This is a genomic window from Actinoplanes utahensis (genome assembly GCF_016862455.1).
In the GTDB taxonomy this organism is placed as follows: domain Bacteria; phylum Actinomycetota; class Actinomycetes; order Mycobacteriales; family Micromonosporaceae; genus Actinoplanes; species Actinoplanes utahensis.
Window position 1 is genome coordinate 88,412 of sequence record NZ_BOMZ01000035.1, and the last position, 26,645, is coordinate 115,056.

Here is a 26,645-nt window from a genome sequence, read left to right on the forward strand (position 1 = left end):
GAACCAGCCGGTGTTCGCCCGTCACGGCACCGGGAAGCTACTCGTAACCGCCGTTGATCAGGCCCAGGCGGACGAGTTCGGTCAGCGGTTCGACCACGTTGGCGGCGCCGAAGCCGAGGAACAGCGGCCGGGGGCCGTCACGGTGGGTCCGGGCCGGTTCGACGAGCGGGACCGGATGGGTTGCGGCCAGCGACTCGGCCACCTCCGCCACCTCACCGCCCTGGGCCGCGACGACCGTGGCGACCAGCACGTTGAGGAAGCCATGGTGGGTGAAGCCGGTCTCCGGATCGGTGTGCCGGGTGGCGTGCCGCAGCCCGGCGGCCAGCTTGAACGGCAACCCCCGGTCCCGGCAGGCGCAGATCACCGCGGCCAGCTCGACCGGCGTGGGGAACAGCTCGGCCGCCAGCCCGCCGACCCGGAACTTCGGCGCGATCGCCAGGCCGCTGCCGCGCGCCTCGGCGACCGTGTCGAGAGCGCCGAGCAGACCCCAGCTCAGCGGGATCTCGGCATAGAGCGGCAGGCCGGCCTGAGTCTCGGCCAGCGACCGGAGCGCGGCGAGTCCGGGCTGCGGATCCTCGCCCCGGCGGGCCACCGCCGCCTCGACATGCAGCACCTGAACGCCGGCGGCACGCAACTTGTCCACCGTGACCGGCAGGACGGCGGCCGGCACGTCACCGATCAGCCCGGCGGTGAGCCGTGGCATCGGTTCAGTCCCGACGATCGACGCCGGCACCAGCAGGGAACCGAGCAGGTTCCGGTACCACGAGGCGGCATGCTCGTGGTGTTTCGCCACCGCGTCGGCCAAGCCGATGGGGCTCGGCGGCAGCAGGGAGGCGTCATCGATCAGCCCGGCATACAGCGGAGGCACCATCGTCGCCACGATTCCGAACCTAACGGACGCCGCGGGAAACGGACAGCCACGAATGTCAGGAAGCGCGGCGGTCCAGCACCACGAGCACCTCGGCCACCACCGCCACCACCATCCCGGCCACCAGCGGCGCCGGGCCACCGACCAGCGCGTACGCCAGCAGGAACAGCGGCGCGGCGAAGGTCAGATAGACCGCGACGGCGAGCCGCCGGGCACCGGACCGCAACCTCGGCAACACGACACCGGCCGGCTCGGGCAGGCGGCCACGGAACCAGAAGATCACCGCGCAGAAGATCAACACGGCGATCAGGCCGGACCACGCGCGGGAGATACCCGGGCTGATCGTGGTCATGGCGGCCGCCAGCGCCGCGGCTACGATCGTGCCGCCCGCGCTGTACCGGGTGGTCTCCCGCACCGCCTGGACGGACTCCTCCGAGATGTCCAGGACCGGTTTGACCGGCCGGCTGACCGGCATCGGTTCCGGCGTCGCCGCAGCCGCCGACGCCTCCGGGGTTTCCGGCGACGCCGGGGTTCCCAGCGACGCCTCCTCCGCCAGATCCTCGATCGCCCGGGCCCACCGGCGGCGCTCGAACCGGACCACGCCGGTGGTCCGGCCCGCGTCCCCGATCGCGGGATCGAGTTCCAGCGCCTCCGCGTACGCCCGCTGTGCCAGATCGAACAGCCGCAACCGGGCCGCGACGACAGCCAGCACCAGGTGCGCTTCGGCCTCCCGGGGCGCGACCTTCACACCGTTCCAGGCGGCGTTGAGCGCCTCCTGGCCGTTTCGCGACTCGCTGAGCAGGGCGGCGCCGGTGCGCTGCGCGTACGGGTCCTCCGGCCAGTCCCGCAGGATCCCGGCAGCCACCCCGGCGGCATCGGAGTAGCGCCGGCTGTCGATCAGAGCCATCGCCCGCACCACCAGAACCGGCAGCGCACCCGGATCGGCGGTGGCGGCCCGGTCGGCCGCCGCGAGGGCCTCGGCCGGCTGCTCGGCCGCCAGGTGGATGCGGGCGAGCGTGGCGAGCAGATTGACCTCTCGCGGATCAGCGGTCAGTCCGGCCGCGATCTCGTCGGCGGCCTCGTCATAGCGTCCGAGGTCGGCGAGCAGGAGGGCACGCTGGCGGTACTCCTCCGGTGTGGTGTCAGGCTCCAAGGGGGCGGGCACGCTGCCGAGCGTAGGCGGTCTACCTGGTGATCACGTGAGTCGGGGTGAGCCGGCAGACCACCCGCACGGTGCCCGGCGCGTCGGCTGTCCACGGCTCGTTCGCGTACTTGAAACTCAACTCACTGATCAGGTCGTCCGGATCGTCACTGAGCGCAACGGTGCCCTGGACGGTGAAGTAGGAGTACGGCTGCGCCGGGTCGTACCCACAGATCGACACCCGCGGCTCGCGCTCCATGTTCCGCGTCTTCACCCGTCCCCGCGTGGTCGAGAACAGCACGTCGTCGCCGTCCCGCTTGACCCAGATCACGGTCGACTGCGGGCTGCCGTCCTCGTTGATCGTGGTCAACACCGCGTAGGTGGGGTTGTCGATCAGTTTCCTTGCCACATCGGGAAGCGCGACGGTCATGGGAGTGATCATGCCCGATGTGACGGCTCGGTCCTCTCGTGACGATCGCCACCCACCGGGTACACCAGCGCCGCCGCGGTCCCGGCCAGACCTTCGCCGCGGCCGGTCAGTCCCAGTCCGTCGGTGGTGGTTCCGGCCACCGTGACCGGCGCCCCGACCGCCTTGGACAGGATCTCCTCGGCTTCGGCGCGTCGCTTGCCGATCTTCGGGCGGTTCCCGATCACCTGGATCGAGACGTTGCCGATCTCGAAGCCGGCCGCTCGCACCCGGCGGGCCGTCTCGGTCAGCAGGGTCACTCCGGAGGCACCGGCCCACTCCGGGCGGCTCGTGCCGAAGTTGCCGCCCAGGTCGCCGAGGCCGGCCGCGGACAGCAGGGCGTCGCAGGCCGCGTGCGCCGCCACGTCAGCGTCGGAATGCCCGGCCAGGCCCGGCTCGCCGGGCCAGTGCAGCCCCGCGACCCAGCAGTCCCGCTCCTCGTCGAAGGCGTGCACATCGGTCCCGACCCCAACCCGCGGAATGATCACCCGCTCACCCTAATCGCCGAGGCCGCGAAGCCCGCCGTCACAGCTCTCGTGCCGGCCTGCCCCACGAAAAGTGGCGCGCTCAGACAAGCGTCAGGAGCGTGCTCAGGCGAGCGTCAGGAGATGGGTGGCGAGAGCCAGATCGAGCGGGCGCGTGATCTTCAAAGCAAAGTCGGACCCGGGCACACACACCACCGGCCGCCCGAGTTTCTCGACCGCGCCGGCGTCGTCGGTGTGCAGGTCGGCGGCCGCGGCGTGGGCTGCCCGCAGCACCGGCAGCCGGAAACCCTGCGGTGTCTGCACGGCCCGCAGCACCGACCGGTCGACCGTGCCGAGAACCGTCCCGTCCGTGGCGACCTGCTTGATCGTGTCGACCACCGGAAGCGCCGGGATGACCGCGTCGGCCCCGTCCCGGACCGCCGCGGCGACACTCTCGAACAGATCCGCCGGAGCCAGGCACCGGGCCGCGTCGTGCACCAGCACGATGCCGACGTCGTCCGGCACCACGTCGAGCGCCGCAGCGACCGAATCCTGCCGCTCCGCCCCACCGGCCACCACCGTGACCGGCGCGATCGGGGCGAGCAGGACCCGCACGGACTCGACCTCGGCAGCCGGCGCCGCCACCACGATGACCCGCACCGATGGCGCCGCCGCCGCCCGCCGAACCGCGTGCACGAGCAGCGGCTCTCCGTCGAGCAGCCGCAACGCTTTGGGGGCGCCGGGCCCGAGTCGCACTCCGGCGCCGGCTGCCGGAACGACGACGGCGACGTCACCGCGAGCATTGAGCTGCGCGGTCACGTCGCCGTCGCCGGACACACGATTCGCATCAAACACAGCGTGAGTCAGACACAGTGAAGAGGGATGACGTCGGTCGAATCAGGCCTCGGTGAGGACCTTGTCGAGCAGGACCTCGGCCTCATCCTTGGTGCTCTTCTCAGCGAGGGCGACCTCGCCGACCAGAATGTCACGAGCCTTGGCGAGCATCCGCTTCTCACCCGCCGACAGGCCACGCTCACGCTCACGACGCCAAAGGTCACGAACAACTTCCGCGACCTTGAGCGGGTTCCCGGAAGCGAGCTTCTCCAGGTTGGCCTTGTAGCGCCGCGACCAGTTGGTCGGCTCCTCGGTGTGCGGAGCGCGGAGGACGTCGAAGACCTTGCCCAGGCCTTCCTCGCCAACCACTTCGCGCACGCCGACTTCTTCGGCGTTCTCAGCGGGCACTCGAACAGTCAGATCGCCCTGGGCGACACGCAGAACGAGATACTGCCTTTCAACGCCCTTGATGACCCTAGTCTCGATTGCCTCGATGAGTGCGGCCCCGTGGTGGGGGTAAACAACGGTCTCGCCGACACTGAAAACCATAGGTTCGAAACCCCTTTCGCTGTGTCTAGGGTAACACGCTCAGGCGGCGGTGTCTCGCCCTGACGGTCACTGTTAGTGCAGCTCAGAGGGCCTGTGACGGGGCTTTCTACCGCTTGACAGCCACGCTAGAAGCTGCCTAAGTAACGCAAAGTGACAGGATCGTCACGGCTGACACCGGGACGACCGCCCCAACCAAGTCGGGAATTCCGGACCTGATGGCTTTGTGAGATCAAGCTTATCGCTAAGGTCCGCATCAGTGCGCCACTGGCGATGCGGCCCCACGTGCGGGAGGCTGGACGGGAGTTCCCCGACCGAAGCAGGATCTGGTCGGCCAGGGGGGAGGTTGATGCATGGCTGGCGCAAGCGACAACGGCGGCAGGCCGCCCGGGGGCGAGTCCCCTGACGACCTCCCGGACCTCCCCGAGGAGTGGGGAGTCATCGTCATTCCCGACGACCTCTCCGAGCTCGCCGACGAGGTCGAGGCCGTGCGTGCCGAGCTGCACACCGACGCACCCCTCGACGGGTGGCAGCGCCTCACCCGACGGCCCGCGGTGCGCCGGCTGCGCCGTCTCAGCGCTCTCCTGGTGCGCGCCCCCGCCCTGATCATCGCGGTGGCCGTGCTGGTCACCGTGGCCAGCCTCTTCGCCTCCGCGTGGCCCGGCCCGGCCCGCCAGCCGGTCACCCAGCGCACCTCCGGGAGCACCGACACCACCGCCGACTCGCTGCCCGCCCTCGATCTGGTCGGCACCGACGGTCACATGGTGGCGGTCCGCGGCAACCTGCCGGCCGTCCTGCTGCTCACCGAGGGTTGCGACTGCGCCACCCTGCTGGCCGACACGGTCGCCGCCGTCGACCCCGGCGTGAAGGTGCTGGCCGTGACCACCGCCCGCGCCTCGGCGAGCCCGGTGGCCACCCCGCTCCTGCCGACCTCCCGCGCCCCGCGGGCGGACGGCAAATCCGTCACGCTCCTGCAGGACCCGACCGACACGCTGCGCGCCCATCTGCGCCTGGGTCCCCCCGACGGCACCGCCGCGGTCGTCCTCGTCAACCGCCTCGGCGACATCGTCCGGATCCATCCCCGCACCGCCTCGATCGAGACGATCCGTCCCGACCTGGCCCGCTTATAACGACCAAACCCCTTTTCTGGTACGGACCAGGCAGTTCCCGCCCAATCACCACCGCACCCATGAGGCGAGCGCGAGGCCTCCCGCCACCGGACCGAAACGCGCCGCACGGGCGTGGCGGCCCCATCGGATTCAGCCGCGTACCGCGGAGGGTGACGGGCCTCCGGCCGACGCCGGAGCTCGCTCCACAGGCGTGACGGGCCCACGAAGCCGCCGGTCCGGCACCGGCACGCGCCTCGGGGCGGAACAGATCCGGCTGGTCGTGGGGGCTGCCTCGCGGGCCGCGAGCCAGCACCCACGACCAGCCGGGCGAATCACCCGATCGCGCGCTGCAGCGTGTACCGGAAGATGACCGGGCCGGACGTCTCGGCCCGGAGCAGCATGTGGAGTTCGCCGGCGAGTCCGACACTGAAGACCTGCGGAGTCCGGAAACCGGAGCACGGCAGGCCACGGCCGGACTCACCGGAGCCGAGGCTGATCCGGACCCGGCTGCCCTCCGCCCCGGCGCACACCGCGGAGATCAGGAAGTCGCCCGGTTCGACGCCGACGACCTCCTCGTGACCAGGGCCGGGTTCGAGGGCGATGGTGTTCGACAGTTCCAGTCCACCGACCTCGGGGAGCAACTGTTCGGCGGCGCGCCGCCAGCCGAGCAACCGGTCGTCGACGGCCTGGCTCGGCGCGGCGCGCCACCACCACACCACGCCACCCGCCAAGATCAGTGCGGCCAGTGCATGCAGCACCAAGCCGCGTCCCCGTTCGCCGCTCACGCTGCGAGAGTAGAGCCCTCCAGAAGAGTGACATAGAGCGTGAGTCCGGGGCCGAACGCGAGCATGATGATCGATTCCGGTGGGGCCGGGCGGCGGCGGAGCTCGTCGAGGACGAGCAGGACCGTCGGGGACGAGCAGTTGCCGTACGCGGCGAGCACTCCTCGGGACTCGGCCAGCGCACTGTCGTCCAGGTCGAGCCGCTCCTGCACCACGTCGAGGATCTTGGGACCGCCGGGGTGCACGGCCCAGCCGCCGACGTCGGCGACGGTCCGGCCGTGACGGGCCAGGACGTCGTCGACCAGACCGCGGACGTGCCGCGCGAGCACCGTCGGGACCTGCGGGGACAGGCCCATCCGGAACCCCAGGTCGGTGACCTCCCAGGTCATGTGGTCGGCGGTGGAGGTGTCGGTGATCGCGGCGACCTCGCGTACGGCGTACCCCGCGGCATTGCCCGGAGTGACCACGACGGCAGCCGCAGCGTCCGAGAAGAGCGCATGCGAGACGATCTGCTGGATGTCCGTCCGCGCCGCGGGCGGCTGCAGGTGCAGGCTGGTGAGCTCGGCGCAGAGCAGCAGTCCGGGTCGTCCCCGGGCGGCCACGAAGTCGGTCACGGACCCGAGCCCCGGTAACGCCGCGTAACAGCCCATGTGGCCGACGAAGAGCCGTTGCACGTTGGGTGACATGCCCAGGTCGCGGGCGAGCAGGATGTCCAGGCCGGGCGTGGCGTACCCGGTGCACGAGCAGACCGCGAAGAGGCCCAGGTCGCCGGCGGCCAGGCCGGCGTCGGCCAGCGCCCGGCTGACCGCGGCCTTGCCGAGCGGCGCCGCCTCGGCCTGGTAACGGCGCATCCGGCGCTCGGTGGACCAGCCGGACACGTCCTCCAGCAGGGGGCTGACCACCGCCTGCCGGGTACGCACGCCGGAGTTGGCGAAGATCCGCCGGGCCAGGCCGTTGCGCGGGCCCGCGTAATGCTTGTCGAAGTAGCCCTCCCAGAGGGCGTCCTGGGTGGCCGAGGGCGGCAGCGCGACCCCGAGGCCGGTGATCACCGGGTTCATCAGCGGGCCGCTCACCAGCGCGGCGCCACGCCGTCGGCGTCCGGGTCGCCACCCAGCGCGTCCACACCGAGCCAGTCGGCGCAGACGTCACTGGTGGCCGGCTGCAACGAGCCGGCCCGGGCGTCCCGGTAGAGGCGTTCCAGCGGATGGCCGCGCCGCATCGCGGACGTGCCGGCCGCCTCCAGCATCGACGCTGCGACGTCGGCGGCGGTCGTGCCGGCCAGCAGTTTGGCCCGCCAGACCCAGCGGTTGGTGTCCGGGTCGCCGGGCGCCTCGTCGACCCGGCGGGCCGCCTCCCGAACGGTCAGGTGGGCGGCGGCGACCGCGGCGTCGGCCCGGCCGATCCGGGCCCGCACGGCCGGCAGGGCATCCAGCCCGCGCGCCTTGACGTGCTCGATCGCTGCGTCGACGGCGGCCCGGGCCACACCCACGTAGACGGCGGCGTAACTGGCCACCATCCAGTGCGGGGCCATCTGGGCCACCGCCAGGGCCAGTCCCTCCATCCCGCCGAGCAGCGCGGACGCCGGGACGGTGACGTCGATGTGCAGGTCGTGGGAGGCGGTGGCGCGCATGCCGAGGGCGTCCCAGGTGGGCTCGACCGTCAGGCCGTCGCCGGCCGGGACCAGGAACTGGGAGACCTGCGTGGGATCGGCGGCGCTGCGGGCGGCGATCAGGTACGCGTCGGCGTGCCCGGCTCCCGAGCAGAACGTCTTCGCGCCCGTGATCCGGTAGCCGCCGTCCACCGGCTGATAGGTGGTGGCCATCCGGGACAGCCGGGAGCCCACGCCGCGTTCGCTCATCGCCACCGCGTACCAACTGCCGCCCGCAGCCGCCTTCAGGTGTTCGTCGCGAGCTTCGAGCGCCTCCCGCGGCAGTCCGAGGGCCTCGGCCAGCTCGTCGCTGACACCGCTCAGCGCCCCGGTCACCGCAGCGTGCATGTTGAAGATCAGGGCGGTCGCGCCGTTGCCGCGGGCCAGTTCGTAGGCGACCTCGGCGTACTCCGCGAAGCCCGCCCCGGCGCCGCCCAGCCGGGCCGGAACCATCAGCCCGAAGAAGCCCGCCTCCCGCAGGTCGGCGAAGTCGGCCTCGGGGAAGGCGCCCTCCCGGTCATGGTCCGCCGCCCGCGCCGTGAACCGGGGCGTCAACCGCCGTGCCTCATCCCGCATGTCGCTCCCTCGTGTACCGGTCACGCCCTTCGATACCCAGGGATTTCGATCCGATGCCTTGGTAGAGCACCGCGGTCGATGGAGCCGGGACGATCGGCCGGCCGGACACCTCCCGGCGCAGCGCCAGCCAGCGGAACAGCCCTCGCATGCTCGGGCGCACCCCGCGCACCTTCAGCGTCACGCCGTGCCGGGCGAACTCGGCCACCAGCCGCCGGGGCGGCACGAACAGCGCCGGATCGTGCAATCCCACCGGGGCGACGCCGAACCGCTCGCCCAGCGTCACCGTGATCAGCCGGGCCAGCGCCGTGTCGTTGATCGTGTCGAGCACCACGAGGCCGCCCGGGCGCAGCACCCGGCACAGCTCGGCGACCGTGCCCGGCAGGTCGGTGACGTGCTCCAGGATCTCCCCGGCGACCACCACGTCGGCGCTGCGGGCGGCCAGCGGCAGCGCCGTCACGTCACCGTTGACCGCGGTCATGCCGCGTGGGGCGGCCTGCCGCAGCCCGGCGTGCCGCAGGTCGACGCCGATGTGCCGGTAACCCTTGCCGCGCAGGTGCGGGGCGAGCAGCCCGCCGCCGCAGCCGGCGTCGACGAGGACCCGGCCGGGGCCGGAGGCGGGCGGGATCAGGGCGGCCCGGGCGGCGGCGAGCCAGTGCAGGATGGCGAAGGTGCCGGCGGGACGCCACCACTCGGTGACCAGATCGTCGTATTGGCGGGGGTCATTGCGTGGCATCGACCGCATGTGATCGAGACTGGCACGCGGACGCCGACACCACCACACTTGGCGAACATGTCCCGTGCTCTCGCGCTGCTCAGATCGTCCCATCCGGAACCGGGCGGGGCGGTCACCCTGGCGATGACCCTGCTGGCCGCCGGGGCCGGGCACCGCGGCTGGCGGCTGGCGACGGTCGCCCTGGTGGTGGCGGCCAGTCAGCTCGCGGTCGGCTGGGTCAACGACCGGCTGGACGCCGACCGCGACCGGACCAGCGGGCGACGAGACAAACCGGTGGCGTCGGGGGCGATCTCGGCGCGTGCCGTCGGCGTCGCCGGCCTGGTCGCGGCGCTGGCGGTTCCGGCCCTCGCCCTGCCGCTCGGCCTGCCCGCGGCCACCGCGATCACGGTGGCCACCGGGTTCGCGCTGCTCTACGACTGGCCGCTGAAGAACACCGCGTTCTCGGTCCTGCCGTACCTGATCGCTTTCGGTCTGCTGCCTGCCTTCGTGGTGTTGGCCCTGCCGGGCCGCCCGGCGCCGCCGGTCTGGCTGGTCGCCGCCGGGGCCCTGCTCGGCGGGGGAGCGCATTTCGCCAACGTGCTGCCCGATCTGGCCGACGACGAGGCCACCGGGGTACGTGGCCTGCCGCACCGGATCGGCGCCGCCGGCTCGCAGCTGGCCGCCGCGGGGCTGCTGCTGGGCGCGACGCTCACGCTGGTCCTCGGCCCGCCGGGGCCGCCGTCGTGGTCCGGGTTGGCGGCGGGCGCGGCCGCCGTCGTGGTGCTGCCCTGGGGGTGGTACGCCGCCCGCCGCGCCGACGGGCGCCCGGTCGCCCTGTTCCGCGCGGTGATCGTGGTGGCCCTGATCGACGTCCTGCTGCTCGTCCTCAGCGGCCGGGTGACGTGATCTCCAGAGCCTGATGGATGGGTCCCCGCACGCGCCCGATCGTCGCCCACTACGCTGATCTCACACCTTGGTGTCTCTATTTGGAGGATCGTGATGCGCTCGCTGGGAACCCGTCGCGCAGCTCTGGTCGCGGGTGCCGCCACGGTCGCTGCCCTGGCGCTGAGCGGATGCTCGGCCGGCCAGGTCGCCGAAACCGCCATCCTGGACACGCCGATCGCCGGCGTGAACACCCAGTCCAAGAGCGGCAGCGTGCTCATCCGCAACCTGCAGGTGGAGTACAACGGCACCGAGGGCTACGCCGCGCAGGAGAACGCCCCGCTCGAGCTGAGCCTCTACAACCAGACCAACGAGGCGGTCACCGTCACGATCAGCGTCGCCGAGCCGACCCGGCCGCAGGTCATCGCCGCGGCGAACGTCGGCTTCGTGAGCACCGCGACCGTCACCACGCCGGGTGAGGTCACCTCCTCGGCCCCGGTCGCGCCGTCCGGCGCCCCGAGCGCCGGCGTGCCCGCCCAGCCGGGTGCCGGCGCTCCGGCCGAGCCGGGTGTCACGGTCGAGGCCGCGCGGATCCAGATCGGCCCGCAGGGCTCGGCTCTGTTCCGCCCGACCGACACCAAGGTGCTCCAGGTCATCGGCTTGAAGGAGAAGCTCACGCCGGGCCTGTCCGTCGCTCTGAAGTTCGCGTTCAGCGACTCCGCGGAGGAGCTCGAGGTGCAGGCTCCGGTCGCGAGCCCGCTGACCCCGGCGCCCCGCGGCTCCGCCGAGATCCACGAGCAGACCGAGACCGAGGGCGGCGGTCACTGAGTTTGTCGTACCCGCGAGCTAGCTTGGCGGGGTGACGACCTCCCGCTCCTCGGCCAAGGCACCCAAGGCCTCCTACGTCTGTGACGCCTGCGGGCACAACCCGCCGAAATGGCTGGGCCGGTGCCCGGAGTGCGGCGAGTGGGGCTCGGTCATCGAGTCCTCGGTCACCGTCGGCGTCTCCGGCCGGGTGGTCAGCTCCCGCATGCCGGCCGAGCCGGCCCGCCCGATCGCGCAGATCAGCGCGTCTCCGGCCCGGGCCGTGGCGACCGGTGTCGGTGAGCTCGACCGGGTGCTCGGCGGCGGCCTGGTGCCCGGCGCGGTGGTGCTGCTCGCCGGCGAGCCGGGCGTGGGCAAGTCGACCCTGCTGCTCGACGTGGCCCAGCAGTGGGCGGCCGGAGCCGGCAGTCCGTCGCTGGTGGTCAGCGGCGAGGAGTCGGTCAGCCAGGTGCGGTTGCGGGCCGAGCGGCTCGGCGCCCTGCACGACCGCCTCTACCTGGCCTCGGAGAATGATCTCGGCACGGTGATCGGCCACCTCGACGCGGTCAAGCCGGGCCTGCTGATCCTCGACTCGGTGCAGACCGTCTCGGCGCCCGGCACCGAGGGCGTCCCCGGCGGTGTCACCCAGGTGCGGGCGGTCACCGCCGCGCTCGTCTCGATCGCCAAGGAGCGCGGCATCGCCACCGTCCTGGTCGGTCACGTCACGAAGGACGGGCAGGTCGCCGGCCCGCGCGTGCTGGAGCACCTGGTCGACGTGGTGCTGCACTTCGAGGGCGACAAGCACTCGTCGCTGCGCCTGGTCCGCGGGGTGAAGAATCGGTTCGGCGCCGCCGACGAGGTGGGCTGCTTCGAGATGCACGAGGGCGGCATCAGCAGCCTGCCCGACCCGTCCGGCCTCTTCCTCACCCGCTATCTGGAGCCGGTCCCCGGCACCTGCGTGACGGTGGCCATGGAGGGCCGGCGGGCGCTCGTCACCGAGGTGCAGGCGCTGATCGGGGCCGAGGTGCAGGGCTCGCCGCGGCGCACGGTGTCCGGGCTCGACCACGCCCGCCTGGCGATGGTGCTGGCCGTGCTGGAGCGCCGCACCAAGCAGCTCAAGCTCTACAACCGGGAGGTCTTCGCGGCCACGGTGGGCGGCATCCGCCTGATCGAGCCGTCCGCCGACCTGGCGATGGCGCTCGCGGTCGCGTCCGGCGGCCTCGATCTGGCGATGGCCCCGCATCTGGTGGCGATCGGCGAGGTCGGGCTGACCGGTGAGATCCGGCGGGTCGGCGCGGTCGGCCGACGGCTCGCCGAGGCGGCCCGGCTCGGTTTCAAGGTGGCGCTCGTCCCACCCGGCTGCGGTCCCGACGGCGCCGACGGGACGCCCAAGGGCATGGAGGTCATCGAGGTCGGCAACGTGCAGGCGGCGTTGCAGAGCGCGGCACGGGTCGCCGCCGATCACGGACGACGATGACAGACCGCCTTCAGGTCACCGTCAGTCACGTTTCATCACGCTACGGAGCATTCATTGAACCTTGCCTCGTTAGGTGTGGATGACAGTCCGTAGAATGTCCGGGTGCCGCTCGACCGCGATGGTTCCAAGCCCGCCGCCAGTTCAACGCCGCGTCCCGGCGTCAACGGCGCGGGGCATCGTGCGATGACACCGGCCGCCGGGGCGGGCCTGACCGGCGGCGCGAGCGATCCGCTCCGGGCCAACCTGGCCCTGATGGCCCCCGGCACCGCGCTGCGCGACGGTCTGGAGCGCATTCTGCGGGGCCGCACCGGCGCGCTCATCGTCCTCGGTTACGACGCGGTCGTGGAGGCCATCTGCACCGGCGGCTTCCCGCTCGATGTGGAGTTCTCCGCCACCCGGCTGCGGGAGCTGTGCAAGATGGACGGCGCGGTGGTGCTCTCCAGCGACGGCACCCGCATCGTCCGGGCCGCCGTGCACCTGATGCCCGACCCGGCGATCCCGTCCGAGGAGTCCGGCACCCGGCACCGCACCGCCGAGCGGGTGGCGAAACAGTCCGGCTACCCGGTCATCTCGGTCAGCCAGTCGATGCACATCATCGGGCTTTACGTGAACGGTCAGCGGCACGTCCTGGACGACTCGGCCGCCATCCTGTCCCGGGCCAACCAGGCGCTCGCCACCCTGGAGCGGTACAAACTGCGCCTCGACGAGGTGTCCGGCACCCTCTCCGCCCTCGAGATCGAGGATCTGGTGACCGTCCGCGACGCCGTCGCCGTGGTGCAGCGGCTCGAGATGGTCCGCCGGATCGCCGACGAGATCTCCGGTTACGTGGTGGAGCTCGGCACCGACGGCCGGCTGCTCGCCCTCCAGCTGGACGAGCTGATGGCCGGCGTCGACGCCGATCGCACCCTGGTCATCCGCGACTACCTGCCGTCCGGCCGCAAGGCCCGCACGCTGGACGAGGCCCTGGTCGAGCTGGACCTGCTGACCGCCACCGAAATGATCGACCTGGTCGCGGTGGCCAAGGCGATCGGCTATCCGGGCGCCTCGGATTCGCTTGATGCGGCCGTGTCGCCGCGCGGGTTCCGGCTGCTCGCCAAGGTGCCACGGCTCCCGGCCCAGATCGTGGACCGGCTGGTCGACCACTTCGGCAGTCTGCAGCGTCTGCTGGGCGCCACGGTCGAGGATCTGCAGGCGGTCGAGGGTGTCGGCGACGCGCGGGCCCGCGGCGTGCGCGAGGGCCTGTCCCGGCTGGCGGAGGCTTCGATCCTGGAGCGGTACGTCTAGTCACCGCCCCTCGCTCTTCGTGATCCGCGTCACAACTCAGTCGATCGGGCGCTGAATCTCCGACCGTTGACGAGGACGATGTCACTCAATGTAGTGGGTGCGGACCGCCACAGACCGCGTGTGAATCTGAGGCGTGCATAGCGGGCGAACGAAGCACACCGCTCGCGAAGCTGCCCCCGGCGTGTGTACGGCCGGGGCGCATAGCGGCCGAACTACACACCATAAACAAATCGGCCACGGCACCCGGTCACATTCGCCGGCGCGTGCGCTACGGGCGCGCACAGTGGCCGAACTACTACGCACCCACGAACGAATCGACCACGGCACCCGGTCACCTCCGCCGGCGTGCGTACTACGGGCGCGCAGTGGCCGGACGACACACCCAAACGAATCGGGCCACGGCCACCGGTCACGTCCGCTGGCGCGTGCACTACGGGCGCGCACAGGGGCTGGAATACGCACGGGGCTCGGTCCGGTGACCACCGCATTCGGCCCGGTGGCCGCGCTGCGGCCTTGACCCGGGATCCCCTCGCGCGGAGCAGGCGGGACGGGTCACGTTGGGCGGGAGCGGCGACGTGCGTACAACAGAAAGGTCCGACTGATTGTCAGTGTTGTTTCAGGCGGCGGAGACAGTACCGGGAGCCAGCCGGGGTTTCTCGGGAAAGGCCGAAGGCGCGGCCGGACCTCGAGCCCGAAGGGCCGGGAGGCGGGCGCTACAGGGGGTGGCTGATGTCGTTGGCGTGGTCGGCTACCGCGGCGCCGGTGACGGTCGCGCGGATCGGGAGGTATTCCAGGCAGCGGCGGATGGCGGGCGCCATGACCGGGTTGGGCACGCGCAGCGAGATCGTGCAGTGCGGCACCCAGCGACCCGGCCGGTAGTGTTCCCAGACCTCGACGCCGCCCGCGGTGAGGCGTTCGTGGACGGCTTGGTGGTGGCTGAGCAGTTCGGGGGTCATGGTGACGCCCAGCCACAGGACACGGCCGACGAACTGGCCGACGAAGTCGATGCCGAAGGTCAGGCCGTGGCCGACCGGGAAGTCGCCGAGGGCGGCGGCGACCGCGTGCGGGTCGATCCGGTGGGCGGCCGCCAGCGAGACGTGCGGGCGGTGTTTCTGGTGCAGGGAGCCGAGCGACGGGATGCCCTCGTCGTCCAGCGCGCGCCAGAGTGTGCGGACCCGGCGGGTCGTGTCGGTGTCCAGGTAGAGCTCGAGTGCCGCGACCAAGGTCAGCCGACGATCGTCAGACCGACCGCTTCGCTGACCCGACCGTCCAGGCGACCGCGCAGCGTGTAGGCGCCCGCCGCCGGGACCGGCCCGGACGCCACGTTGTCGGTGCACGCGGTGGACTGCCGGCCGTTCCAGGTGACCTCGTAGATCCGCTCGGCGCCTGCCGCCAGCGTCTCGACCTGGTTGCCCTTGACGGAGTTGCACTGGTCGGACGACCAGAACTTGGTGGCGCCCTGCTCGATGTAGAGCTCCTGCGCGCTGGCGCCCAGGTCACGCGTACAGGCGCGGGCACTCGAGTTCTTGATCTTCAGCTGGATCCGCAGCGGGGTGCCACGCTGCGGCGACTGGGTGGCCGGGACCGGGGTCACGGTGATCTCGCCGTCGGCGCAGGCCTCTCCGGCCCCGACGACGGGGGCGCCGGTGTTCGCCGGCGGCGGCAGGGTCTCGGCGGGCGAGGTCTGCTGCGGATCGGGGAACGGGTTTCCCCCGGCCGGGGGGCTCTCCTCGAACGAGGGGGTCGCCGACGCGGACGCCGACGGGTCCTGCGCGCCGGTCGGCGGCAGCGCCGGCTGCTCGGCGGACGTCTTCTTGGGATCGGGTTCGTCCCCCGGATTGCAGGACATGAACAGGACGATGACGCCGAGCAGCACCGCGCCCAGCACGACCGCACGCCGCCGCCAGTAGACCGCGGGTGGAAGGGGACCAACCGTCGCACGCATGATGCCGCCCACCGTAAACCCGCACACCCATCGCTATGTGAACGACGCGCCGGTTCTGCGACACCAACTCACGCCATCGTCGTTAGAGATAAATCTTCCGCTGGTAGACGGCGTGCGCCCCGGCCACCCGATCGAGGAAGAGTTTTCCGGCACAGTGATCGATCTCGTGTTGCACGGCACGCGCCTCGAACGCGTCGGTGGTGATCGTGATCTTCTCGCCGGTGCCCGGCCGCAGACCCTCGACCACGATCCGGGCAGCGCGTTTCACGTCGCCGGTCAGGTCGGGCACCGACATGCAGCCCTCCCGCCCGGGACGCCACCGGCCGGCCTCCAGGATCGTCGCGTTGCACAACACGAACGTGCCGTGCGTGGTCGCCGCCTTCGGATGCCCGGTCACGTCCACACAGAAGACCCGCGCGCTCACGCCCACCTGCGGGGCGGCCAGGCCGACACATCCGGGTGACGCCCGCATGACGGCGACCAGGTCCTCGGCCAGGCGGACGATCTCCGGATCGGCCGGGTCGACCTCCGCGGCAGGCCTGCTGAGCACGCTCGCGGGAGCGGTGACGACCTTCCTCACAGGATCTCCGACTCGGCGCGGCGCAGCGTCACGTCCACGTCCAGCTCGGCGGCGGCCACCGCCAGCCGCTCGGCCAGCTCGTCACCGGCGCCGGCCGGGACGTCCACCTCGGCGACCAGCACGTAGAGCGGGCCGCTCAGGCGGGTGGTCAGGTCGGTGATGTTGGCGCCGACCGCCGCGACCACCCTGGCCACCGCAGCGACGATGCCGAGCCGGTCCGCGCCGTGCACGCTGAGCTGGTACGGCTCACCGGCCGCCGCCGTCCCGGTCTCCGGCTCGACCGGGCGGACCGTGGCCAGCACCCCGCCGACCCGCCGCAGCGCCTGCACGGCCTCGGCCTCGGCCGGCCCGGTGCAGATCAGGGTCATCGCGAAATGACCGCGCAGCCGGGTCATCGTCGAGTCGGTCAGGTTGGCGCCGACCGCGGCGAGGGCTTCGGAGACGTCGGCCACGATGCCGGTACGGTCCGGCCCGATGACGGTGATGGCGAGCTCGTGCACCCGCTTACAGTAAACGGGATATGACTCTCGCAGACGACGCCATCACCTGGTATGCCGCGAACGCCCGGGATCTGCCCTGGCGGCAACCCGACACCACACCCTGGGGAGTTCTGGTCAGCGAGGTGATGCTGCAGCAGACCCCGGTCGTCCGGGTGGAGCCCGCCTGGCGCTCCTGGATGACCCGCTGGCCCACCCCGGCCGCGCTCGCCGACGATCCGCCGTCGGAGGCGATCCGGATGTGGGGACGACTCGGATATCCGCGCCGGGCGATGCGGTTGCACGCCTGCGCGGTCGCGATCGTGGAACGGCACGGTGGGCAGGTCCCGTCCTCGTTGGAGCAGCTGCTCGCGCTGCCGGGGGTGGGGACGTACACCGGGCGGGCGGTGGCGACGTTCGCGTACGGGCAGCGGCATCCGGTGGTGGACACGAACGTACGGCGGGTGGTGTGCCGTGCCGTCGAAGGCAAACCGGACGCCGGGCCGGCGACGACCGCCGCCGACCTGACCGCCATGGAGGCTCTGCTCCCGCCCGATGAGGCGACGGCTGCCCGGGCGAGCATCGCGTTCATGGAACTCGGCGCGATCGTCTGCACCGCACGGGCGCCGAAGTGCGTCGACTGCCCGTTCAACCAGGTCTGCGCCTGGCGGCTGAGTGGGCTGCCGCTGCCCGAAGGGCCCAGCCGGAAACCACAACGGTACGCCGGCACCGACCGCCAGGTCCGCGGCCTGCTGCTGGAGGTGCTGCGGCACGCCACCGGCCCGGTCCCGCGGCAGCGGCTCGACATGGTCTGGCAGGACGAGGTGCAGCGCGCCCGGGCTCTGGCCGGCCTGGTCGAGGACGGCCTGATCCAGCCGCTGGGTGGCGACGACTTCGTCCTGGCGGGGGACGCGCCGTCAGGGGAGGTGCAGGCCCTCTAGTGGCTTCTCCGGTGGCAGGAGGGCCGCGGCGGCCTCCTCGTCACCGGCGTCGAGGAGGCCACGGATCTCCCGTACCAGCGGGGTCACGTCGGTGATCCCGGTGACCCACTCGTCGACGTACCGGTCCACCGCGGCGGCGCCGATGCCGAGCTGGAGCGACCGGTACGGCAGCTGCCGCAGGCGCAGGTCGCGTTCCGGATCCCACTGGACGCGGATCGGCGCCTGCTTGAGTTGCCGCTGCCAGGTCGCCCGGTCCGGGTGCACACCGCGTACGTAGTGGCTGAGGACCGCGTTGGCGAGCGCCCACTCCAGCCCCTCCCGGGTGATCGAGACGGCGAGCACGCGCTCCTGGCCGGGCTTGGTGGCCCAGCCGCAGCGGTACATCATCCACAGGAACGACGGCTTGACCCAGGTCATCCGGTCCCGTTTGAACGGTGCGACGAACCGGCCGGCACGCACCGCCGGATCGGCGATCTCCGGGCGGTACGCCTGATAGACGGTGACGGTGCGGTCGTCGTACACCGCCCTGATCTGATGTGGCATGGCCCCGATGATCGGGCTTTCCCCCGCGGGCCGCGATCGAATATGCGAAAGGCCCGGCCGCATCAGCGACCGGGCCTCTCGATGGATCCTTACTCGTCGGTGGTCGGCACCGCGAGGTCGGCCGGCACCGCGTCGGGCACCGTCACACCCTTCTCCGCGCCCTTGAAGACCAGCTTCGCCTTCTCGAACTTGGCCGGGTCGCCCTCGCAATCCACCACGACGATCTGGCCGGGGCGCAGCTCGTTGAAGAGGATCTGCTCGGACAGCGTGTCCTCCAGCTCGCGCTGGATGGTCCGGCGCAGCGGCCGGGCGCCGAGGACCGGGTCGAAGCCCTTGGCCGCCAGGTAGCGCTTGGCGTTGTCGGTCAGCTCCAGACCCATGTCCTTGTTCTTGAGCTGGCCCTCGATGCGGGCGGTGAAGATGTCGACGATCTGGAGGATCTCCTTCTCACGCAGCTGGTGGAAGACGATCGTGTCGTCGATACGGTTCAGGAACTCGGGGCGGAAGTGCTGCTTCAGCTCGTCGTTGACCTTGATCTTCATCCGCTCGTAGCTCGACTCCTCGGCCTCGGAGGCCTGGAAGCCCAGCGACACCGCCTTGGCCACGTCACGCGTGCCCAGGTTGGTGGTGAGGATGATGACCGTGTTCTTGAAGTCCACGATCCGGCCCTGACCGTCGGTCAGGCGCCCGTCCTCCAGGATCTGCAGGAGCGTGTTGAAGACGTCCGGGTGGGCCTTCTCGATCTCGTCGAAGAGGACCACCGAGAACGGCTTGCGGCGCACCTTCTCGGTCAGCTGGCCGCCCTCGTCGTAACCGACGTAACCGGGAGGGGCGCCGACCAGGCGGGACACCGTGTAGCGGTCGTGGAACTCGGACATGTCGAGCTGGATCAGCGCGTCCTCGGAGCCGAAGAGGAACTCCGCGAGCGCCTTGGAGAGCTCGGTCTTACCGACACCGGACGGGCCGGCGAAGATGAACGAGCCGCTCGGGCGCTTCGGGTCCTTCAGACCGGCACGGGTCCGCCGGATCGCCTTGGAGACGGCCTGAACCGCGTCCTCCTGGCCGATGACGCGCTTGTGCAGCTCGTCCTCCATGCGCAGCAGGCGGGAGGTCTCCTCCTCGGTGAGCTTGTAGACCGGGATGCCGGTCCAGTTGCCCAGGACCTCGGCGATCTGCTCGTCGTCGACCTCGGACACCACGTCCAGGTCGCCGGCCTTCCACTCCTTCTCCCGCTGCGCCTTCTGGCCCAGCAGGGTCTTCTCCTTGTCGCGGAGCTGAGCGGCACGCTCGAAGTCCTGCGCGTCGATCGCGGACTCCTTGTCGCGGCGTACCTGGGCGATGCGCTCGTCGAAGTCACGGAGGTCCGGCGGCGCGGTCATCCGGCGGATGCGCATCCGTGCGCCGGCCTCGTCGATCAGGTCGATCGCCTTGTCCGGCAGGAACCGGTCGGAGATGTAGCGGTCGGCCAGCGTCGCGGCCGCGACCAGGGCCGCGTCGGTGATGCTGATCCGGTGGTGCGCCTCGTAACGGTCGCGCAGGCCCTTGAGGATCTCGATGGTGTGCGCCAGCGACGGCTCGCCGACCTGGATCGGCTGGAAGCGGCGCTCGAGCGCGGCATCCTTCTCCAGGTGCTTGCGGTACTCGTCCAGAGTGGTCGCGCCGATGGTCTGGAGCTCACCGCGGGCCAGCATCGGCTTGAGGATGCTCGCCGCGTCGATCGCGCCCTCGGCGGCGCCGGCGCCGACCAGGGTGTGAATCTCGTCGATGAACAGGATGATGTCGCCGCGGGTGCGGATCTCCTTGAGCACCTTCTTCAGGCGCTCCTCGAAGTCACCGCGGTAACGCGAACCGGCGACCAGGGCGCCCAGGTCCAGCGTGTACAGCTGCTTGTCCTTCAGCGTCTCGGGCACCTCGCCCTTGACGATGGACTGCGACAGGCCCTCGACGACCGCCGTCTTGCCGACGCCGGGCTCGCCGATCAGCACCGGGTTGTTCTTGGTGCGCCGGGAGAGCACCTGCATGACCCGCTCGATTTCCTTCTCCCGGCCGATGACCGGGTCGAGCTTGCCCTCGCGGGCGGCCTGCGTCAGGTTGCGTCCGAACTGGTCGAGAACGAGCGACGTGGACGGCGCGGCCTCACCGGTCGCGGTGCCCGCGGCGGCCGTCTCCTTGCCGCCCTGGTAGCCGGAGAGCAGCTGGATGACCTGCTGACGGACCCGGTTGAGGTCGGCGCCGAGCTTGACCAGCACCTGGGCGGCGACGCCCTCGCCCTCGCGGATCAGGCCGAGCAGGATGTGCTCGGTGCCGATGTAGTTGTGGCCGAGCTGCAGCGCCTCCCGCAGGGAGAGCTCCAGAACCTTCTTGGCGCGCGGCGTGAACGGGATGTGCCCGCTCGGCGCCTGCTGCCCCTGGCCGATGATCTCCTCGACCTGCTGGCGGACCCCCTCGAGGGAGATGCCCAGGCTCTCCAGAGCCTTGGCGGCGACGCCCTCGCCCTCGTGGATCAGGCCGAGCAGGATGTGCTCTGTCCCGATGTAGTTGTGGTTGAGCATCCGGGCCTCTTCTTGGGCCAGGACGACAACCCGTCGCGCTCGGTCGGTGAACCGCTCGAACATGCCCTCGTGCTCCTCACGTGCCGTGCGCCAATGCTGAGCCTGTCTCAACAGCTGGCGGGGCCAGCGCACGGGCATCGGTGATGCCCGTGCTGTAACTCTATCGCCGCTGGCGGCCTCCGCTGGGTTCTCGCGGCCCCTCGGAACGATCCGCAACGTTGATTTAGCCAACTTCGCACGCTCAGCGGCTGTTCCCCCACCCGAACGTGTACGCGTACAGCGAAATCCTGCCGGTCCACAGCCTGTGGACAACTCGGTCCGCTCCTGTGGATAACCGTAGTGACCCGGTGTCTGCGCAGGTGGGTAAACGCGGAGAGGGCGCCGCCGACGGGAAGTCGGGGCGCCCTCTCCGAGGCCGAACCGGGAAATCAGGCCCGGCCGGGACCCTTGGCGTGGAACTCGTCGACGATCTCCTGCGGGATGCGGCCCCGGTCGGAGATGTCCTTCCCCGACTTCTTGGCCCACTCGCGGATCGCCTTGTTCTGTTCCCGGTCGGCGGTGGCGCCGCCACGACCGCGCGCCGCGCGGCCACCCACCACCACACCACCCCGGGCCACCTTCGTCCCGGCCTGCAGGTAGGGCTCGAAGACCTCCCGCAATTTCGCGGCGTTCTTCTCCGAGAGGTCGATCTCGTACTGAATACCGTCGAGCGCGAACTTCACGGTCTCGTCGGCGTCGACACCATCGATGTCATCGACCAGCTTGTGAATGATCTGCTTGGCCACGCGCCGTTATCCTCCCGAACACAGGTTCTCTCCCCAGCAATGGGAAGACAATAACGCCAGGGGCGCATCGCCCGTCAATGGAGGGGTGGATAATTGTTACTCCGGCCGGACCAACGGGAAGAGGATCGTTTCCCGAATGCCCAGGCCGGTGAGCGCCATCAACAGCCGGTCGATTCCCATTCCCATGCCGCCGGACGGCGGCATTCCGTACTCCATGGCCCGCAGGAAATCCTCGTCCAGCTGCATGGCCTCGGGGTCCCCACCGGCCGCGAGCAGCGACTGGGCGTGGAACCGCTCGCGCTGGATCACCGGATCCACCAACTCGGAATAGGCGGTGGCGAGCTCGAATCCGGCGACGTAGAGGTCCCACTTCTCGGTCAGGCCGGGGATGGTCCGGTGCGGCGCGGTCAGCGGGGCGGTCTCCTCCGGGAAGTCCCGGACGAAGGTGGGCGCCTGGAGGCTGTCGGTCACCAGATGCTCGAACAGTTCCTCGGCAAGCTTCCCCGGACCCCACTTGGGATCGACGGAGAGCTGGACCTTCTCGGCGTACCGCTGAAGCTGGGCGAGATCGGTGTCGATGGTGACCTCCTCGCCGAGCGCCTCGGAGATGGCGCCGAAGAGGGTGATCTGCGCCCACTCGCCGCCCAGGTCGATCTCGGTGCCGTCCTGGTGAGTGACCACATGGGACCCGGACACCGCGGTCGCGGCCTCCTGGATCCAGTCCCGGACCTGCGCCTGCATCACGTTGTAGTCGGCATACGCCTGATACGCCTCGAGCATGGCGAACTCCGGAGAGTGCGTGGAGTCCATGCCCTCATTCCTGAAGTTGCGGTTGATCTCGAAGACCCGCTCGATGCCGCCGACCACGGCACGCTTCAAAAACAGTTCCGGCGCGATGCGCAGATAAAGATCCATGTCCAGTGCGTTGCTGTGCGTCACAAACGGGCGCGCCGCGGCGCCACCGTGCAGCAACTGCAACATCGGCGTTTCCACCTCGAGATAATTCCGGCGGAACAGCGACTCACGGAGGCTGCGGACCACTGTCGCACGGGTCCGAACGACGTCGCGCGCCTGCGGCCGCACGATGAGGTCGACATAACGCTGCCGCACCCGGGTCTCCTCGGAAAGCGGCTTGTGCGCGACCGGAAGGGGCCGCAGCGCCTTCGCACTCATCGCCCAGGAATCGGCGAGAACGGACAGCTCACCACGCCGGCTGGTGATCACCTCACCGGTGACCGAGACCAGGTCGCCGAGGTCCACCACGCTCTTCCAGTCGGCGAGAGACTTCTCGCCGACCTTGTCGAGCGAGAACATCGCCTGGAGCTCGGTGCCGTCACCGGCCCGCAGCGTGGTGAAGCACAGCTTGCCGCCGTTGCGCACGAAGATCACCCGGCCGGTGACCGACACCTTGTCGCCGGATGCGGTGTCGGTGGGCAGATCCGCGTAACGCTCGCGGATCTCGGCGAGCTCGGCGGTCCGCGGGACCTCGACCGGGTAGGGCGGCACGCCCTCGGCGAGCAACCGGTCCCGCTTCGACCGGCGGACCCGCATCTGCTCGGGAAGGTCCTCGGCGGGGTCGATCGCTGGCGTGTTCTGCTCGGTCACGGCAAGACTTCCTTCTCGGTGCTGGGACCCCGAAAGCCTACTCAGACGGCCTCAGACGTTCCGCTCATATACCATCCGCAGCCCGATCAGCGTGATCATCGGCTCGTGCGCGGTGAGGGTCCGGCACTCGTCCTTCACCAGCCAGGACAGGCCGCCGGTGGCGATCACCGCACGGACCGGGCCGATCTCCTCGATCATCCGCTCGACGATCCGGTCCACCTGGCCGCCGAACCCGAAGTAGAGCCCGGCCTGCAGGCACTCCACGGTGTTCTTGCCGATCACCGACCGCGGCTTGGTCGGCTCCACCTTGCGCAGCTGGGCGGCGCGGGCGGCGAGCGCGTCGAAGGAGATCTCGATGCCCGGCGCGAACGCGCCGCCGAGGAACTCGCCCTTCGCGCTGATCACGTCGAAGTTGGTGGTGGTGCCGAAGTCGACCACGATCGACGGACCGCCGTAGAGGGTGTGCGCGGCGAGCGTGTTCACCACCCGGTCGGCGCCCACCTCCTTGGGATTGTCGATGGCGAGCTGCACACCGGTCTTCACGCCCGGCTCGACGATCACGCTCGGCACGTCGTCGTAGTAGCGCTTCAGCATGGTGCGCAGGTTGCGCAGCGCGGCGGGCACCGTCGAACAGGCGGCCACCCCGGAGATCTCCACGGCGTCGCCGGCGAGCAGGCCCCGGATCTTCAGGCCCAGCTCGTCGGCGGTGGAGGCGGCGTCGGTCTTGATCCGCCAGTTGTGCACCAGCTTGTCGCCGTCGAAGGTCGCCAGCACGGTGTTGGTGTTACCGATGTCAATACAGAGCAGCACGGAGGCCCCTAAGAATCAAAATCAAGACCCCTCTTTTGTACGGCCACCGCCCCGCCCCTCGTTCAGCGGGGACGCAGGTCCAGCGCGATGTCGAGAATCGGCGACGAATGGGTCAGCCCGCCCACCGACAGATAGTCCACACCGGTGTTGGCGTAGGCCGCCGCCGTCTCCAGCGTCAGGTTCCCGGTCGCCTCCAGCTCCACCCGGTCCCCGACCACCCGCACCACCTCGGCCAGCGCCTCCGGGGTCATGTTGTCGCAGAGCAGGAAATCCGCGCCGGCCTCGACCGCCTCCTGCGCCTCGGCCAGGGTGGTCACCTCGACCTGCACCACCACATCCGGGAACGTCTGCCGGACCAGCGTGTACGCGGCGGTGATGCTGCCCGCGGCGAGCTTGTGATTGTCCTTGATCATGGCGACGTCGTAGAGGCCCATGCGCTTGTTGGTGCCGCCGCCGGCCCGGACCGCGTACTTCTCCAGCATCCGCAGGCCCGGCGTGGTCTTGCGGGTGTCCAGCACCGTGGCGCCGCTGCCGGCCAGCAGGTCGGCCCACTTCCGGGTGTGCGTGGCGACGCCGGACATCCGGCAGATCAGGTTCAGGGCGGTCCGCTCGGCGGTCAGCAGCGCCCGGGTCGGCCCGGTGATCACGGCGAGCACGTCACCGCGCCGCACCCGGTCGCCGTCGGTGGCCACCGCCTGGAACGTCGCCGTTCCCGCACTGGTGGCCGCGAAGACCTCCGCGGCCACCAGCAGGCCGGCCACCACGCCGTCGGCACGGGCCACCAGCTCGGCGGTGTCGATCTGGCCGGCCGGGATGGTGGACTCACTGGTCACGTCACGTGGTGGGGTGCCGAGATCCTCGGTGAGCGCGGTCAGGACGATGCGCTGCACCTCGCCGAGGTCCAGACCCAGATCGGCCACACCGGGACGCTCCTCCGGCAGAGGCTCGCCGGGGGAGAGGGTTCCGCCATCGGGAATAGTCATGCTGTGCCTCCCTGGGCATTCGCTTCCGGCCCTTGCTTCGATGCGGTGCAGTCGATCACGCAGTGCCTCCTCGGGTCGCTCACGCAGTGCCTCCTCGGGCGCGCTCTCCCGGCCCTTGCTTCGCTGCGGTGCAGTCGATCACGCCATCTCCTGGAAGTCCTGGGTGAGGGCGCCGTCGGGGGCGAGAGCGTTCAGCAGGTGGCCGCGCCACTCGTCGGCAGCGGTCGGGTGGTCCTCACGCCAGTGGCAGCCGCGCGTCTCCCGGCGGCTGCCGGCCGAGGCCACCAGCGTGGCGGCGACGGTGAGCAGGTTGGTGACCTCCCACGCCGCGGTGTACGGCCGGGACCGCTGCTCGGACAGCCGGGCTAGTTCCTTGGCCGCGCCGGCCAGCGAGTCGGCCGAACGGAGCACGCCGGCGCCGCGGGTCATGGCGCGCTGCAACTCGGGGCGGATCGCCGGGTCGACGACCCAGGCCGGCCCGGCCGGGGTGCGGGCCGGTTCGGCCTGCGGGGGCAGCTCGCGGGCGATGTCGTCGGCGATCCGGCGGGCGAAGACCAGGCCCTCCAGCAGGGAGTTGCTGGCGAGCCGGTTGGCGCCGTGGACGCCGGTGCAGGCGACCTCGCCGCACGCGTACAGCCCGTCGATGCTGGTGCGGCCGTGCAGGTCGGTGCGGACCCCGCCGGAGGCGTAGTGGGCGGCCGGCGCGACCGGGATCAGATCGGTGGCGGGATCGACCCCGGCGGCCCGGGTGGACGCCATGATGGTCGGGAACCGGCTCTCCAGGAAGTCCTTGCCGAGGTGCCGCGCGTCCAGATAGACGTGGTCGGCGCCGGTGGCCCGGAGCACCCGATAGATCCCCTTGGCGACGACGTCGCGGGGCGCCAGCTCGGCCTGCTCGTGCTGCCCGAGCATGAACCGGGTGCCGGTCTCGTCGACCAGGTACGCGCCCTCGCCGCGCAGCGCCTCACTGATCAGCGGCCGCTGCACCGGGTCCACCGACGGAGATCCCGCATCGTCGCCACGGGGGGCGGCCCCGCCGGAGACGAACGAGGTGGGGTGGAACTGCACGAACTCGACGTCGGTCACCTCGGCGCCGGCCCGCAGCGCCAGCGCCACCCCGTCGCCGGTGGAGACCGACGGGTTCGTGGTGGACGCGAAGATCTGCCCCATCCCGCCGGTGGCGAGCACCACGGCCCGGGCCAGCACGGCGCCCACGCCGTCCTCGGAGCCCTCGCCGAGCACGTGCAGGGTGATCCCACAGGCCCGCCCGTCGGCCGAGCGCAGCAGGTCCAGCACGAGCGCGTGCTCGACCAGGCGGATCCACGGGTCGCGGCGGACCGCCTCGTGCAGGGCGCGCTGCACCTCGGCGCCGGTCGCGTCGCCGCCGGCGTGCACGATCCGGTCGGCGCGGTGGCCGCCCTCGCGGGTCAGCATCAGCGAGCCGTCCGGGTTGCGGTCGAACTCGGCGCCCCGGCGGATCAGCTCACGGATCCGGGCCGGGCCCTCCTCGACGAGCACCCGCACCGCCGCCGGGTCGCAGAGGCCGACGCCGGCGATCTCGGTGTCGTACGCGTGGGCCTGCGGGGTGTCCAGCGGGTCGAGCACCGCCGCGATGCCGCCCTGTGCCCAGCGGGTGGAACCGTCGTCGATGTTCACTTTGGTCACGACGGTGACGTGCAGGCCCTGTTCCCGCAGGTAGAGAGCCGCGGTGAGACCGGCGATGCCGGAGCCGACCACCAGCACGTCGGTGGTCTCGGTCCAGCCGGGCTCGGCGGCGGCAAGCCGGCGCGGCAGCGCCGGGAGATCCGCGAGAGGTGACATGTGGTTCAGTA

At 71.1% G+C, this 26,645-nt stretch carries 27 protein-coding genes; 6 read left to right on the plus strand and 21 right to left on the minus strand.

Features of this window, described 5'->3' with window-relative positions:
• Positions 1 to 37: 37 nt before the first annotated feature.
• The 6 genes from Aut01nite_RS12130 to Aut01nite_RS12155 form a co-directional block, all read right to left on the minus strand.
• Positions 38 to 880: a hypothetical protein gene (locus tag Aut01nite_RS12130; protein WP_173476754.1), complete on the minus strand. Its 843-nt coding sequence runs from the start codon at positions 878 to 880 to the stop codon at positions 38 to 40.
• Positions 881 to 926: 46 nt separating this feature from the next.
• Entirely contained in the window at positions 927 to 2,033 is a 1,107-nt protein-coding gene (locus Aut01nite_RS12135) for a tetratricopeptide repeat protein (RefSeq protein WP_043533123.1), read from the minus strand.
• Between the two features lie 19 nt (positions 2,034 to 2,052).
• Positions 2,053 to 2,439: a PPOX class F420-dependent oxidoreductase gene (locus tag Aut01nite_RS12140; protein ID WP_043533122.1), complete on the minus strand. Its 387-nt coding sequence runs from the start codon at positions 2,437 to 2,439 to the stop codon at positions 2,053 to 2,055.
• A gap of 8 nt (positions 2,440 to 2,447) precedes the next feature.
• Entirely contained in the window at positions 2,448 to 2,963 is a 516-nt protein-coding gene (gene ispF, locus Aut01nite_RS12145) for a 2-C-methyl-D-erythritol 2,4-cyclodiphosphate synthase (RefSeq protein WP_043533121.1), read from the minus strand.
• Between the two features lie 102 nt (positions 2,964 to 3,065).
• On the minus strand, positions 3,066 to 3,758 hold the full coding sequence (ispD, locus tag Aut01nite_RS12150) for a 2-C-methyl-D-erythritol 4-phosphate cytidylyltransferase (RefSeq protein WP_043533538.1): 693 nt from the start codon (positions 3,756 to 3,758) through the stop codon (positions 3,066 to 3,068).
• 78 nt (positions 3,759 to 3,836) lie between these two features.
• Entirely contained in the window at positions 3,837 to 4,322 is a 486-nt protein-coding gene (locus Aut01nite_RS12155) for a CarD family transcriptional regulator (protein ID WP_014447856.1), read from the minus strand.
• 350 nt (positions 4,323 to 4,672) lie between these two features.
• On the opposite strand from Aut01nite_RS12155, the gene Aut01nite_RS12160 reads away from it, so the two are divergent.
• Positions 4,673 to 5,449: a hypothetical protein gene (locus tag Aut01nite_RS12160; RefSeq protein ID WP_043533120.1), complete on the plus strand. Its 777-nt coding sequence runs from the start codon at positions 4,673 to 4,675 to the stop codon at positions 5,447 to 5,449.
• 311 nt (positions 5,450 to 5,760) lie between these two features.
• On the opposite strand, the gene Aut01nite_RS12165 is transcribed toward Aut01nite_RS12160, so the two are convergent.
• The 4 genes from Aut01nite_RS12165 to Aut01nite_RS12180 are packed head-to-tail and all read right to left on the minus strand — an operon-like array spanning position 5,761 to position 9,176.
• The gene (locus Aut01nite_RS12165) at positions 5,761 to 6,213 is read right to left on the minus strand and encodes a DUF6023 family protein (RefSeq protein WP_043533119.1); all 453 of its coding nucleotides are present in this window, start codon (positions 6,211 to 6,213) and stop codon (positions 5,761 to 5,763) included.
• On the minus strand, positions 6,210 to 7,268 hold the full coding sequence (locus Aut01nite_RS12170) for a type III polyketide synthase (RefSeq protein WP_043533537.1): 1,059 nt from the start codon (positions 7,266 to 7,268) through the stop codon (positions 6,210 to 6,212). The genes Aut01nite_RS12165 and Aut01nite_RS12170 overlap by 4 nt, the downstream gene beginning before the upstream one ends.
• An 11-nt stretch (positions 7,269 to 7,279) precedes the next feature.
• A complete protein-coding gene (locus tag Aut01nite_RS12175) occupies positions 7,280 to 8,434 on the minus strand; it encodes an acyl-CoA dehydrogenase family protein (protein WP_043533118.1) in 1,155 nt (384 codons plus the stop codon).
• Complete coding sequence (locus tag Aut01nite_RS12180; protein WP_043533117.1) at positions 8,424 to 9,176, minus strand: methyltransferase domain-containing protein; 753 nt, start codon at positions 9,174 to 9,176, stop codon at positions 8,424 to 8,426. Before Aut01nite_RS12180 ends, Aut01nite_RS12175 begins: the two co-directional genes overlap by 11 nt.
• 48 nt (positions 9,177 to 9,224) lie before the next feature.
• Between Aut01nite_RS12180 and Aut01nite_RS12185 the strand changes: the two genes are divergently transcribed.
• From Aut01nite_RS12185 to disA, 4 genes are all read left to right on the plus strand, one after another.
• Complete coding sequence (locus Aut01nite_RS12185; RefSeq protein ID WP_043533116.1) at positions 9,225 to 10,052, plus strand: UbiA family prenyltransferase; 828 nt, start codon at positions 9,225 to 9,227, stop codon at positions 10,050 to 10,052.
• A gap of 93 nt (positions 10,053 to 10,145) precedes the next feature.
• The gene (locus Aut01nite_RS12190; RefSeq protein ID WP_043533115.1) at positions 10,146 to 10,856 is read left to right on the plus strand and encodes a hypothetical protein; all 711 of its coding nucleotides are present in this window, start codon (positions 10,146 to 10,148) and stop codon (positions 10,854 to 10,856) included.
• Between the two features lie 31 nt (positions 10,857 to 10,887).
• Positions 10,888 to 12,309, plus strand: coding sequence for a DNA repair protein RadA (gene radA / locus Aut01nite_RS12195; RefSeq protein ID WP_043533114.1), 1,422 nt, complete (start codon positions 10,888 to 10,890; stop codon positions 12,307 to 12,309).
• A gap of 102 nt (positions 12,310 to 12,411) precedes the next feature.
• Complete coding sequence (disA, locus tag Aut01nite_RS12200) at positions 12,412 to 13,593, plus strand: DNA integrity scanning diadenylate cyclase DisA (protein WP_043533113.1); 1,182 nt, start codon at positions 12,412 to 12,414, stop codon at positions 13,591 to 13,593.
• Positions 13,594 to 14,306: 713 nt separating this feature from the next.
• On the opposite strand, the gene Aut01nite_RS12205 is transcribed toward disA, so the two are convergent.
• The 4 genes from Aut01nite_RS12205 to Aut01nite_RS12220 all read right to left on the minus strand — a co-directional run bounded on the left by Aut01nite_RS12205 (position 14,307) and on the right by Aut01nite_RS12220 (position 16,618).
• On the minus strand, positions 14,307 to 14,816 hold the full coding sequence (locus Aut01nite_RS12205) for a 2'-5' RNA ligase family protein (protein ID WP_043533112.1): 510 nt from the start codon (positions 14,814 to 14,816) through the stop codon (positions 14,307 to 14,309).
• A gap of 2 nt (positions 14,817 to 14,818) precedes the next feature.
• The gene (locus tag Aut01nite_RS12210) at positions 14,819 to 15,538 is read right to left on the minus strand and encodes a hypothetical protein (protein ID WP_043533536.1); all 720 of its coding nucleotides are present in this window, start codon (positions 15,536 to 15,538) and stop codon (positions 14,819 to 14,821) included.
• Positions 15,539 to 15,620: 82 nt separating this feature from the next.
• Positions 15,621 to 16,118, minus strand: a complete 498-nt coding sequence (gene def / locus Aut01nite_RS12215; protein ID WP_043533111.1) for a peptide deformylase — start codon at positions 16,116 to 16,118, stop codon at positions 15,621 to 15,623.
• The gene (locus Aut01nite_RS12220) at positions 16,115 to 16,618 is read right to left on the minus strand and encodes a glycine cleavage system transcriptional repressor (protein WP_043533110.1); all 504 of its coding nucleotides are present in this window, start codon (positions 16,616 to 16,618) and stop codon (positions 16,115 to 16,117) included. The genes def and Aut01nite_RS12220 overlap by 4 nt, the downstream gene beginning before the upstream one ends.
• 20 nt (positions 16,619 to 16,638) lie before the next feature.
• Here Aut01nite_RS12220 and Aut01nite_RS12225 point away from each other — a divergent pair, with 20 nt between their 5' ends.
• A complete protein-coding gene (locus tag Aut01nite_RS12225; RefSeq protein ID WP_043533109.1) occupies positions 16,639 to 17,535 on the plus strand; it encodes an HhH-GPD family protein in 897 nt (298 codons plus the stop codon).
• Here Aut01nite_RS12225 and Aut01nite_RS12230 read toward each other — a convergent pair.
• The 7 genes from Aut01nite_RS12230 to Aut01nite_RS12260 form a co-directional block, all read right to left on the minus strand.
• Positions 17,512 to 18,078, minus strand: a complete 567-nt coding sequence (locus tag Aut01nite_RS12230; RefSeq protein ID WP_043533108.1) for a DUF4291 domain-containing protein — start codon at positions 18,076 to 18,078, stop codon at positions 17,512 to 17,514. The two genes, Aut01nite_RS12225 and Aut01nite_RS12230, sit on opposite strands and share 24 nt — an antisense overlap.
• 89 nt (positions 18,079 to 18,167) lie before the next feature.
• A complete protein-coding gene (locus Aut01nite_RS12235; RefSeq protein WP_043533107.1) occupies positions 18,168 to 20,693 on the minus strand; it encodes an ATP-dependent Clp protease ATP-binding subunit in 2,526 nt (841 codons plus the stop codon).
• 365 nt (positions 20,694 to 21,058) lie between these two features.
• Positions 21,059 to 21,415, minus strand: coding sequence for a histone-like nucleoid-structuring protein Lsr2 (locus Aut01nite_RS12240; protein ID WP_043533106.1), 357 nt, complete (start codon positions 21,413 to 21,415; stop codon positions 21,059 to 21,061).
• Between the two features lie 96 nt (positions 21,416 to 21,511).
• The gene (gene lysS / locus Aut01nite_RS12245) at positions 21,512 to 23,020 is read right to left on the minus strand and encodes a lysine--tRNA ligase (protein WP_043533105.1); all 1,509 of its coding nucleotides are present in this window, start codon (positions 23,018 to 23,020) and stop codon (positions 21,512 to 21,514) included.
• A 51-nt stretch (positions 23,021 to 23,071) separates the two neighbouring features.
• Complete coding sequence (locus Aut01nite_RS12250; protein WP_043533104.1) at positions 23,072 to 23,830, minus strand: type III pantothenate kinase; 759 nt, start codon at positions 23,828 to 23,830, stop codon at positions 23,072 to 23,074.
• A 62-nt stretch (positions 23,831 to 23,892) separates the two neighbouring features.
• Positions 23,893 to 24,813 carry a carboxylating nicotinate-nucleotide diphosphorylase gene (nadC, locus tag Aut01nite_RS12255; protein ID WP_084000089.1) on the minus strand — a complete coding sequence of 307 codons (921 nt, stop codon included), beginning with the start codon at positions 24,811 to 24,813 and terminating at the stop codon, positions 23,893 to 23,895.
• 138 nt (positions 24,814 to 24,951) lie between these two features.
• Entirely contained in the window at positions 24,952 to 26,634 is a 1,683-nt protein-coding gene (locus Aut01nite_RS12260; protein ID WP_043533103.1) for an L-aspartate oxidase, read from the minus strand.
• Positions 26,635 to 26,645 lie beyond the last annotated feature (11 nt).